Origin of the sequence: Rhizobium sp. PL01 (assembly GCF_033447125.1) — a bacterium.
Classification (GTDB): Bacteria; Pseudomonadota; Alphaproteobacteria; order Rhizobiales; family Rhizobiaceae; genus Pararhizobium.
Genome location: NZ_JAWQUM010000011.1, coordinates 243265 through 254204 on the forward strand (window position 1 = coordinate 243265; position 10940 = coordinate 254204).

9 protein-coding genes and 1 tRNA gene are annotated in these 10940 nt (G+C 58.6%); 9 read left to right on the top strand and 1 reads right to left on the bottom strand.

Translation table 11 applies throughout. From position 1 onward, the window contains the following. The first annotated feature begins 150 nt into the window (after positions 1-150). The 9 genes from R6X40_RS24610 to R6X40_RS24650 all read left to right on the top strand — a co-directional run bounded on the left by R6X40_RS24610 (position 151) and on the right by R6X40_RS24650 (position 10539). Complete coding sequence (locus tag R6X40_RS24610; RefSeq protein ID WP_318416966.1) at positions 151-849, top strand: Crp/Fnr family transcriptional regulator; 699 nt, start codon at positions 151-153, stop codon at positions 847-849. After that, positions 830-1954 (top strand): acyltransferase, encoded by a 1125-nt coding sequence (locus R6X40_RS24615; protein WP_318416967.1) that lies wholly within the window; start codon positions 830-832, stop codon positions 1952-1954. The genes R6X40_RS24610 and R6X40_RS24615 overlap by 20 nt, the downstream gene beginning before the upstream one ends. Further along, positions 1951-3381 (top strand): glycosyltransferase family 4 protein, encoded by a 1431-nt coding sequence (locus R6X40_RS24620; RefSeq protein WP_318416969.1) that lies wholly within the window; start codon positions 1951-1953, stop codon positions 3379-3381. Before R6X40_RS24615 ends, R6X40_RS24620 begins: the two co-directional genes overlap by 4 nt. Positions 3382-3407: 26 nt before the next feature. Further along, a complete protein-coding gene (gene rfaD / locus R6X40_RS24625) occupies positions 3408-4385 on the top strand; it encodes an ADP-glyceromanno-heptose 6-epimerase (protein ID WP_412178456.1) in 978 nt (325 codons plus the stop codon). Continuing rightward, entirely contained in the window at positions 4351-5691 is a 1341-nt protein-coding gene (locus tag R6X40_RS24630) for a polysaccharide pyruvyl transferase family protein (protein ID WP_318416972.1), read from the top strand. Before rfaD ends, R6X40_RS24630 begins: the two co-directional genes overlap by 35 nt. Beyond that, a complete protein-coding gene (locus R6X40_RS24635) occupies positions 5688-6881 on the top strand; it encodes an AGE family epimerase/isomerase (RefSeq protein ID WP_318416974.1) in 1194 nt (397 codons plus the stop codon). The genes R6X40_RS24630 and R6X40_RS24635 overlap by 4 nt, the downstream gene beginning before the upstream one ends. Beyond that, entirely contained in the window at positions 6878-8347 is a 1470-nt protein-coding gene (gene rfaE2 / locus R6X40_RS24640) for a D-glycero-beta-D-manno-heptose 1-phosphate adenylyltransferase (protein ID WP_318416976.1), read from the top strand. The genes R6X40_RS24635 and rfaE2 overlap by 4 nt, the downstream gene beginning before the upstream one ends. Positions 8348-8370: 23 nt before the next feature. Beyond that, entirely contained in the window at positions 8371-9471 is a 1101-nt protein-coding gene (locus R6X40_RS24645) for a glycosyltransferase family 9 protein (RefSeq protein ID WP_318416978.1), read from the top strand. Positions 9472-9534: 63 nt separating this feature from the next. Beyond that, on the top strand, positions 9535-10539 hold the full coding sequence (locus R6X40_RS24650; protein WP_318416980.1) for an adenosine kinase: 1005 nt from the start codon (positions 9535-9537) through the stop codon (positions 10537-10539). A 308-nt stretch (positions 10540-10847) separates the two neighbouring features. Here R6X40_RS24650 and R6X40_RS24655 read toward each other — a convergent pair. Next, positions 10848-10924 (bottom strand) — tRNA-Met (locus tag R6X40_RS24655). Positions 10925-10940: the final 16 nt, after the last annotated feature.

The window sequence follows — 10940 nt, forward strand, 5'->3', positions numbered from 1 at the left end:
CTGTCTGTGACCATGGTCATATGCAGAGCAGCATTTTTTCGCCATAGTGAGAAAAATTACTGCAATGCAAAAAATACAAAAACAAAAATACTAGAGGAGATACTAGGGGGCAGGATCCTGATCCAGCTCAATATATTGTAGGAGTTTGCTATGTTAAATGCAGACCAAAGTATCGATGGATACTATAGAAGGAAAAAAGGCGATTATCTTTCCATTCTTGGGAAAGAACTCACCGAAAAACTTCTGAGAACAAAGACAGTTAAATTTTATGATAAAGGCGACATCATCTCGCAAGGAGATAAGTCGGCAAATTATATATTAGTAATACATAGTGGCGTCGTTAAAATTCTGACGTACCTCATGGATGGCCGGGAATTCGTCGTCGATACCCCAGCTCCCGGCAGCGTGTTTGGCGAGATCGACGTTTTGCGACGCACGAAACCGTCCTTTGAGGCGCACGCGCTGACGGCCTGCGAGATTTGGGCACTTGACGCCAAGATCCTCAGAGAGGCGATCGCATCCGATCCAGAAGTTAGCGCGAACGTACTTTATTACGTGGTGGAGCGTATCAAGGACCTGGAGGATCGCCTGGTTTGCCTGGCGTCGGTCAGTATATCCTCTCGTTTGGCAAACGCGCTGCTCAGGCTCTATTCCGCCGAAAGCCAATGCGGCCGGATGGCCGCGACAATTAACATCTCGCAGCATGAATTGGCGTCGATGCTTCCGGCATCGCGCGAGAAGGTCAACAGGTGCCTGAGGGAGTGGGAGCGCAGCCGAATAGTCGATCTTTCGCCCGGTGCGATCACCATTACCAACCCGCGAGCGCTCTATGAATATGCGATCTGCTGATATGCCGTCCCTCGCCGGCGGTGCGTCAGCGCATGCGCCGCGCCAAGCCTGGATCGATGTTGCGCGGGCTGTTGCTCTCGTGCTGGTCGTTGCTGGCCACACTGAACGCGGTCTGGCCGCGGCCGGAATCATGGCAGGAGAAGCCGCGCGAGACTTCGATCTTGTGGTTTACAGCTTCCATATTCCGCTCTTTTTCCTGATCTCAGGGCTGCTCTTTGCGCAGTCGATAGAGCGGCGGCCGTTTTTGCTGACTTGGAAAGTGCGGACAACCCGGCTCCTGCAGCCCTGCCTGATATGGTCCATTGTTTTGCTGGGACTGATTGTTCTTGCGGCGAACCTCGCCAATACACCGGTCAGTCCAACCGATGCGTTCATCAGCATTTTGCTCCTGCCGTTACAGCCGGTCAGCATCTTCTGGTTCTTGTACACGCTGCTATTGTGCATGGCAGTCTCGGGTCTCACTATTGAATACCGGCACTGCACGCCCGGTCAGCTGCTGTTCTGGTCGTTGGTGCTGCATGTCGCCTATCTGCTGTTTCTGAGCAACCAGCAGGCCGGTATGGGGCTGCAGTTTGTCAGGTTTGCAGAGCATCAGCTTTACTTTGCAGTTGGAATTTTCCTTGCGCCGGCTGTGCTAAGGGACAGAAGAGCGCTCGTCGCAGATGCGCAATTCGGCAGGCATATCGCTATTGCAACAGCATTCTTGGCTACATGCTTTCTCGTGGCTGTCTGGGCGCTGGTCGCGTTTCAATTTTCCTATCATTCGTCCCTCGGAACGCTCGCGGCCCTAAGCGCAAGCGGTGCGGTTCTTTGCATCTGCTACCTTGCTGTGAACCTCAGGAACTGGCTCGTTCCCGCCCCGGTCATGACGATCTCGAAAGAGACACTGGCAATTTTCTGCATGCACGTTCCCTTCGTCAGCGGCACGCGTATGGCGCTCAGCCATATCGGCATCGACGGGGCGGCGTTGCACCTTTTTTCGGGGACGGTGATCGGCATATGCGGCCCTCTGCTCACTCTGAAAATGATGGATAGCCTGGGTCTTGCAGCGATGGCTGGGTTTGGAAACGAACGCCGCGTGCAACGTTTTGTGAGGCAGCCATGATCGCACGCGTCGAACATGGCCCGAATGGCGGTCTGGCTTACTCGGAGAATGCCGATGTGCCGGCCTTGGCTTACGCCACGGTATCGCCTCTGGTCCGCAGCGAGCGGACCGCCACAACCTCGACGCTGGAAACTTACGGAAGAACAATCCATCGGGATGATGGCCGAGAGCTTGTCTCCGGGCGGGAGGGCAGGGCGAGCATTGATCGTCTCGTCGTCATCAACGATCTCTCGGTCGCACGAGGCGGAGGCACTGGCCTTGCCCTTTTGTCGGTGAAACTGTTCCGGCAGCTGGGAATCCCAGTGACCTACATCTGCGGGGACGACGGGATAAATCCGGATCTGACAACACTTGGCGTCGACGTCGTGCCGCTCGGTGGCGAGCATATCCTGACCGGTTCCCGTGGCCGCGCCATGGCAAGGGGTTTCCACAATGGAGGCGCCAAGGCCATGCTTGAAGGCTGGATCGCGGCTAATGACACCGCAGGCACGGTTTATCACGTTCATGGCTGGTCCAAGATCATGTCGCCGGCAATTTTCTCCGCGCTCCAACATGTCTCCAGCCGAAGCATCCTCCACGCGCATGATTTCTTTCTCGCCTGTCCCAACGGCGCTTTCTATGACTATCAGCGCCAATCGGCTTGCGCGCGCGCGCCTCTCGGTTTTGGATGCGTGACCTGCAATTGCGATAAGCGAAGCTACGCACAGAAGATCTGGCGCGTCGGCAGGTCTGCGCGGCTGCGTTCGCTTCTACTGAGCAAAGGGGCATCCGCAACGCGCGTGATTCTCCTGCATGAGAAGATGGCGCCCTCCTTCGAGAGAGCCGCGTATCCGCCGGAAATGCTTCACACGCTGCGCAATCCCGTTGTCCCTTACCGTAGCGAGCGTGTCCGTGCCGAAGAGAACACGGAGTTCTTCTTTATCGGGCGGCTGGAGCCTGAGAAGGGCGTAGAGGACGCCGTCGAAGCCGCCGCGGCTGCAGGTGTGCGGTTGACGATCATCGGCGATGGGCCGCTCAGGGAGCAACTTTCGCGCCAGGGCTCTGGTGTGGAGCTTCTCGGTTGGCAAACTCATGATCAGATTGCTGATCGTATTCGCGGCGCGCGGGCATTGCTTATGCCGACACGATATCCGGAACCTTTCGGTCTTGTCGCAGTCGAGGCCTCGCAAAGCGGCATTCCCGTTCTGCTGTCTGACAAGGCCTATCTTGCCAGCGAAATGGTCTCGGCCGGAATAGCCCTTGCGTGCGACACATCTGACATTTCCGTTTTTTCGCGAAAGCTGCGGCATCTGGCCGATATGTCCAGCGCTGACATCCAGGCGATGAGCGAAAAGGCCTTTCTTCGAGCGGCACAACTGGCGACCTCTCCGGAGGAGTGGCGTGACGCACTCATCGGCCACTACTCATCTTTGATCGCGGGGGCGTAACCATGGCAGGGGGCTTAGCCGACAAGTTGATCGTGGTGACAGGGGCGGCAGGCTTTATCGGCTCCAACATCGCGCATGCACTCGCAAGGGACGGCGCGTCAGTCGTTGCGTGTGACTGGTTTGGAAGTGACGACCGTTGGCTCAACATCGCCGGCGTGCGGCTGGAAGACATCATCCGGCCCGAAGACCTCATGGCCTGGCTGCGCCAGAACCCCCGGCCGCTGGAAGCCATCGTCCATATGGGTGCGATTTCCGCGACCACCGAGCGTGATGTCGATCGTATCGTCGCCAACAATGTTCGCCTGTCGCTCGATCTCTGGGGCCACTGCCGGCACAATGACGTTGCCTTCGTTTACGCCTCGTCGGCCGCCACCTATGGAGACGGGTCGCACGGCTTCTCCGACGACGACACTCAGGCCGGGTTGGCGAGGCTTGCACCGCTCAATCCCTACGGTTGGAGCAAACATCTCGTCGACCGGCGCATCGCTGCGGATGTCGACCGGGGCGGGGTGGTCCCGCGCCGTTGGGCGGGACTGAAATTCTTTAACGTCTACGGGCCGCGCGAAAGCCATAAGCTCGATATGCGCTCCGTGGTCCACCAGATCTGGCCGAAGGTGGCGGAGGGCTCCCCCGTTTGTCTCTTCAAATCGCATCACCCGAACTATCCCGATGGTGGTCAGATGCGTGACTTCGTCTCTGTTGAGGACTGCGTACATGTGGTTCGCCGTGTCCTCGATGCGGCGAATGTTGGTGGCATCTTCAATGTCGGAACCGGTCAGGCGCGTTCGTTCCGCGACCTTGCCGTCGCAGTTTTCAATGCCGTCGGCGCGTCTCCGCGGATCGAATATATGGACATGCCGGAGCGGCTGCGCGGCCGCTACCAATATTTCACCCAGGCCGACACGACGAGACTCGTCGCCAATGGCTTGGCCCCCAATTTTCAATCCCTGGAAGAGGGAGTGACACGTTATGTCAACTGGCTTTCAAAGCATCCAGATCAATAGCAGTGCCATATTCCCGCGCCTAACCTCGTTGCCGGATGCCGGCATACAGGAGGCAACCGTTCGTCCGGTGGTGACTTCGCCCGCAGAAAGGCTCGATGCCGACCCTTCAGCTTCCGCACCGCTCCGCATCCGCCTCTTCAATGTCAAATACAGCCCCAACCTTGGCGATGGCCTGCTTTCGGAATGCCTGGAAAAAGCCTTGATTGCGCTTGGAGCGAGCGAGGATACCTGGTCCATCGATCTTGCGGCCCGGCAGGCTTATGGTGATGGGCTCGCGGGACGGTTGCAGATCATGTCGGCGCTTGACAGAATGCCCAAGTGGCTACGCCGTCACGCCATTCGCGTCCCCATGGCGATCCATGCGCACCGGAAATGGCTTCCGCACTATGCAACCCGGATCAACGGCGCGAACGCAATTGCCATTGGCGGCGGCAATCTCATTTCTGACATCGACCTGAATTTCCCAACCAAGCTGACACTTGCGATCCGGGAAGCCGAGCGATTGCATCTGCCCTTCGTCGTCTATGCATCAGGTGTCACGCCGGACTGGACTGCCAAGGGCACCAGTATGATGAAAAAGGCCTTCGCAAGCCCGTTCCTGCGTGGCGTCTTTGTACGGGATCAGGACTCCAAACGTCTCTGGGATGAGAAGCTTGGCGAAGCGAGCGGCTTCCAGGCGGTTGTCGTGCGCGACCCAGGTCTTCTTGCGGCCGACTTCATTCCACCGTCCCGAATTTTCGGTAGCGAACGTCCGGTTGCAGGTGTCGGAATCATGAGCCACATCGCCATCCGCTATCACGCCGACAACGCGCCGGAACCCGCCTATCTCGAGAACTGGTACGTGGATCTGGTGCGCGGCCTGATCGATAGTGGCTATCATGCCGTTATATTTACCAATGGCAGCCCGGAAGACATCGCCTACCTCGCCAAACTTCAGCCCCGCCTGAAAGCCATCGCGGGAGACGCGATTTCCTTCCCTGTTCAGCGCACGCCAACCGAACTTTGCGCGATCATTTCGAGCCTCGATGTGCTCGTCGCCTATCGAATGCACGCCGTTATTGCGGCCTATTCGTTTGGCGTGCCGGCAGTTGGCCTCGCCTGGGACCGCAAGCTTCGATCGTTCATGACGTCGGTTAACCGCGATGAGTTTCTCTGCGATGTCGCACATACGCAAGCCACGGCGGCTGTTGAACTGGCCTGCCGCGCGCATTCAACCCCCATTTCTGGCATTGAGCATGAACAGGTGCTCGCAGACGCCTGGCAGGGCGTGGCGCAACTCCTTGAAGTGCTGGAGGCGGCGTCATGAACGTTGTTGCGCTAGAGCGGCGTCCCAATCTCGCGGCACTTTGCCACCGTATGAAGGACTGGGTCTTTCAAGATGCCTTGCCCTTCTGGAGCACGACAGGGGTCGATGGCAATCGAGGCTTCGTTGAGGCGCTGGATCTGGACGGAAAACCCAAGTCGGTGGGTTTTAAACGGACCCGCGTTCACGCCCGCCAGATCTATGTTTTCAGCCACGCCTACACGCTCGGTTTTGAACCTGGGCTACGCACAGCCAAGAATGGGCTCGACTTCCTGCTTGCCAATGCCTGGCGGCCGGGTGGAGGTTGGGTCGCTTCGATGGGGGAGGCTGGCGGCATCGTCAACGCCGATCTCGATCTCTATGATCAGGCCTTCGTTCTTCTGGCGTTTGCCTGGTGGACAAGGGCGACAGGCAGAAATGATCTCATTCCCTGGATCGACCTGACCTTGGAGGCCATCGACATCCATTTCGGCCGCCTTGACGGCGAGGGATGGAGCAGCGGGTCAAAGACTGACCACAAGCTTTTGCAGAATCCGCATATGCACATGTTCGAGGCACTGCTTGCGCTGCAGGCCGTACATCCAACAGCCGGCGTTGCGCGGCGTTTGAAGCAAATCGTCAGCCTGTTTGAAGATCGACTTTTCGATCAGGCGACTGGAACGATTGCCGAATATTATGACGACCGATGGACCCGCATCGGTGGCGATCATGGTCATGTTGTCGAGCCGGGACACCATTTTGAATGGTATTGGCTTCTTCGCCATGCCGGGCAAATGACGGGCTACCGGGGCCGCGAAGCTGCCGATAGGCTGTTTGCCTTTGCCCAACGCCATGGGGTCGATAAAACGACCGGCCTTATTCACGATGAACTGTCGAGCGACGGCAGCGTGCGGTCAAACCGCCACCGGTCCTGGCCGCAGACGGAGAGGCTGAAAGCGCTTCTGGCTCGGGCCGAATTCGACGGAATCCTCGAGCGAGACTGTATCACTACCGTGCTGAGCGTCCTACTCGAAAGGTATCTCGGTAAAGCGCCACGCGGATGCTGGATCGACCACCTCGATGGAGCTGGCCGGCCGTGTGTGACGGCCATTCCAGCAAGCACCCTTTATCATATCTTTTTAGCAATCGCCGAGCTTATGCGCCTTGAGCGTCTCTGGGCTGGGGAAGGCACAAGTCATGGAGCGCTGCAATGATTGTAGATAATTTTCTCGGCTGCCGCATTCTTGTCGTCGGAGACATCATGCTTGACCACTACGTCCGTGGTTCGGTTCAGCGTGTCTCGCCCGAGGCTCCGGCCCTGGTCCTGCAAATTCACGATGAAAACTGGGCAATGGGGGGAGGCGGCAATGTTGCCGCGAATATCGCTTCGCTCGGGGGCGCCGCCATTCTCATCGGTCTGGTTGGTTGCGATCCAGCCGGCGCAATGCTGAAGGAGATGAATCTTAGCCGAAACCCGCGGGTCGATGCGCGGCTCTACTGCCAGCCCGGCTTCAACACCATCGAAAAGACGCGGTTCCTCGCGCAAGACAGGCATCTTTTGCGCGCCGATCGCGAAAGCCTGACCATCAACGAAGAGGCCGAAGCGGGCATTATTGCAAGTATACGGGAAGCCGCCGCAGAGTGCTCCGCCGTGGTCATTTCCGACTATGCGAAGGGCGTCATAACGCCCGGGGTCGTCAAAGCGGTGGTCGAGGTGGCCAAGCAATGGGGTATTCCCGTCATTGCCGATCCGAAACAACCCGATTTTTCGTATTATAGAGGCTGCTCGGTGCTGACGCCAAACCGCAAGGAGCTTGCCGTTGCCAGCGGCAGGGAGGCCGATAGCGAAGAAGGCATTGCCGCAGGCATGGCGACTGCGCTTGAACAGTTCGGCGCGCCCATCGTGCTGACCCGTTCCGAGCAGGGGATATCGCTTTTCCGGCCGGGCAAATCACCTCTTCACGAGCCGGCACGCACACAGCTTGTGCGCGACGTATCCGGTGCCGGCGATACGGTCGTGGCGGCATTGTCACTAGCACTTGCGGCCGGCGAAAGCCTGCCGAAGGCGATGGCCATAGCCAATATTGCGGCTTCAGTGGCGGTTGCCAAAAGCGGAACCGCGATGGTGACGGCTGAAGAACTCGCGGGCGCCCTCCTCATAGAGGCTGAGCCCTCACGGCGGAACGAGAAGCTTGGGACGCTGTCGTTGGCCTATGCGCGCCGGGAAGCATGGCGGCGGGAAGGGCTCACTGTCGGCTTTACGAATGGGTGTTTCGATATCCTTCACCCAGGTCATGTGAAGCTCCTGAAAGCAGCCAAGGCGCAGTGTGACCGGCTTGTGGTCGGCCTCAATACGGATGCTTCGGTTAGTCGTCTGAAAGGGCCCGAGCGGCCGGTCCAGGTTGAGGGCTCGCGAGCCGTCGTGATCGCGGCGCTTGATAGCGTCGATATGGTCATGCTCTTCGACGACGATACGCCGATGGAACTCATCCAGGTTCTGCGTCCAGACGTCCTTTTCAAGGGGGCCGATTATACGGTCGATACCGTCGTCGGAGGCGCATTCGTCCGCGCCTATGGTGGAAAGGTGGTGCTTGTGGATCTCGAAGCCGATCAGTCCACGACGAGCCTCATTGCGCGGGCGCGGACAACACATCAGCCGCACAGCGAAGTGGTACACTGACCATGGCGCGATCGAGCGATTGGATGCGATGGCTGGATCGTTCGGTGCTTGCCGCTGCGGTAAGGGTGCTCGCAGTGGCAAACCGGCGTCATTCTCTGCCGATCGCGCCCCAGCGTATCGGCATCATCCAGCCAACAGCGATCGGCGATACACTGATCGCCTCAGGCGTCGTTGCTGCCATCTCCGACCGCTATCCGGAAGCAGACCTTTTTGTCTTCCATGGTGCAAACAATGCGCCGGCAGTGGAGATGATTGACGCTCCACTCACCGCAGTCCGCTGCGATTTTTCGCGGCCGGACCGTGCCCTTCGTACCTTGCGGGCGGCCCGCCTTGATCTGGTGATCGATCAGACCCCCTGGCCAAACCTGACGGCCATTTTTGCCAGGCTCAGCGCGGCCTGCACAGTCGGTTTCGCGCCGGAAGGCTCCGTGCGTGGCAAACTCTTCGATGTGGTGGTCCCCCATCGCGGCGATCGGCATGAGCTGGAAAACCTTGCCGCAATGGCACGGGTGTTCGGCGCGACAGGCAAGTATCACATGCAGCTACGGCGCAAGGAGTGTGCTTTGGCCCGCGAACTGCCGCTTGACCGGCTGGTGGTGTGCCAGCTCTCGGCCGGAGGGACCAGAGCCGCGGAAAAGGCCTGGCCGCTGGACTGCTGGGCCACCCTTTGCCGCGAGTTGATCGATCTTGGTTATACCCCGGCCTTTACCGGTGTCGCTGCGGATCAGAACGTGGTCGATGAACTGTCCGTGCAACTCGGCCCTTACGCCGCATCGACCATTTCCCTCTGCGGCAAAGTTCCCTTGAGCGAACTGGGCGATCTTTTGCACAGGGCCTATGCCGTGCTCAGTGTTGATACTAGCGTGCTGCATCTTGCTGGCGCGGTCGATGCCCGGGTCTTCGGCCTGCATGGTCCAACGCGCTCTTGGAGATGGGGTGCCCGCTCTGCACGCGGGCGCAGCTTCGACTCCCCCCATCCAGATGCTGGATACGTCGTTTACGGGACCGAAACCCATCCCAACGCGATGGAGGTGATGCGGGCGCTGACACCCGACCTTGTTCTACCTGTCCTCTGTGAGAACACAGAACGGAGAGCCGGCCGTGTCGAGCCAGCCTCTGCCTGATGTGTTCCGGAGAAGTGTGAAGGCCGTTCAGAAGCAGTGTCTATCAATGCCAAAGGAGCCACAATGACTGTCACTCGGTATGACGTGCTCACAATCGGAAATGCGATCGTCGATATCATTGCGCCGGTCCCGTCCCGGTTTCTGGATGAGGAGGCAATGCAGAAGGGCGTGATGCACCTGATCGACGAAGCCCGCGCCGAAAGCCTTTATCGGAAAATGCCGCTTCAAAAGCAGCAGATTTCAGGCGGAAGCGCGGCCAACACGGCAGCGGGCGTCGCTTCGCTGGGCGGGCGGGCCTCGTTCATCGGCAAGGTCAATGATGACGATCTCGGACATTTCTTTGCGGACGACCTCTCTGCCGCTGGCGTTCACTACAACACAAAACGGCTGGAGAACGGCGAGGCAACCGCCCGATCGATGATCCTGGTGACACCGGATGGCGAACGCACGATGAACACCCATCTTGGTGCGTGCCACCAACTAACCGAGGCCGATATCGATGAACAGCATATCGCTGCCGCCTCGATCACCTTCATGGAGGGTTTTCTCTGGGATCCGCCAAAGGCAAAACAAGCCTTTCTTGCCGCAGCGCGCCATGCCCACAAGCATGCCAGACGTGTCGCCTTCACGCTCTCTGACCCTTTTTGTGTCTCTCGTTATCGCAAGGAATTCCTGGGATTGATCCGTTCCGGTACCGTGGACGTCCTTATTGCAAACATCCATGAGCTCTTGTCGCTGTATCAAACAGGTGACTTGAGGGAAGCCGTTCGCCTTTTGAAGAACGATGTTCCATTGGCTGCGGTAACAATGGGCGAGGAGGGCGCCATGGCCGTGTGCCGCGACGAGGAAATCAGCATGTCTGCCTACCCGGTCGATGAAGTCGTCGATGTCACGGGAGCCGGCGATCTGTTCGCCTCCGGTTTCCTCCTCGGCATCAGCACGGGGCTCAGCCCCGCCAAATCGCTTAGGCTCGGCTGCTCGTCTGCATCCGAGGTGATTACCCATATCGGTGCGAGGCCGGAAGCTAATCTGGAGACGTATGTCAAACAGCAAGGCTTTGCTGCATGAGTAAGGATTCTGCGATCTCGGCCAATGCCAGGCGAGTCGCACCGGACAGAAAGTAGGGCCCCGCGCAGGGGAGGGGGCGGCTCGGCCGGTTCTCTCCTGCCAAAGCCGGAGACAACAGCAAGAGCACGATCGACAGGGTCCCAAACGATCAATCTGGAAAGCTCAATATTAGAGTTTTCCAGTTCTGATCGCGATAGTGGGCTGGTTTCGCGCGGAGGTCATCAATCCAGTCCAACACGGATCGTTTCTTCGTGCCCCCTTTAACGCAAAAAAGCCCCGGGACATTTCTGTCTTCGGGGCTTTTGATTTGGTTGCGGGGGCAGGATTTGAACCTGCGGCCTTCAGGTTATGAGCCTGACGAGCTACCGGGCTGCTCCACCCCGCGCTATCCGTGCAAATCC

Bases quoted from the DNA above. Each gene is read 5' to 3' on its own strand.
- R6X40_RS24620 (WP_318416969.1), top strand. From the start codon at position 1,951: ATGATCGCACGCGTCGAACATGGCCCGAATGGCGGTCTGGCTTACTCG.
- rfaE2 (WP_318416976.1), top strand. From the start codon at position 6,878: ATGATTGTAGATAATTTTCTCGGCTGCCGCATTCTTGTCGTCGGAGAC.
- R6X40_RS24635 (WP_318416974.1), top strand. From the start codon at position 5,688: ATGAACGTTGTTGCGCTAGAGCGGCGTCCCAATCTCGCGGCACTTTGC.
- R6X40_RS24610 (WP_318416966.1), top strand. From the start codon at position 151: ATGTTAAATGCAGACCAAAGTATCGATGGATACTATAGAAGGAAAAAA.
- R6X40_RS24645 (WP_318416978.1), top strand. From the start codon at position 8,371: ATGCGATGGCTGGATCGTTCGGTGCTTGCCGCTGCGGTAAGGGTGCTC.
- R6X40_RS24650 (WP_318416980.1), top strand. From the start codon at position 9,535: ATGACTGTCACTCGGTATGACGTGCTCACAATCGGAAATGCGATCGTC.
- R6X40_RS24615 (WP_318416967.1), top strand. From the start codon at position 830: ATGAATATGCGATCTGCTGATATGCCGTCCCTCGCCGGCGGTGCGTCA.
- R6X40_RS24630 (WP_318416972.1), top strand. From the start codon at position 4,351: ATGTCAACTGGCTTTCAAAGCATCCAGATCAATAGCAGTGCCATATTC.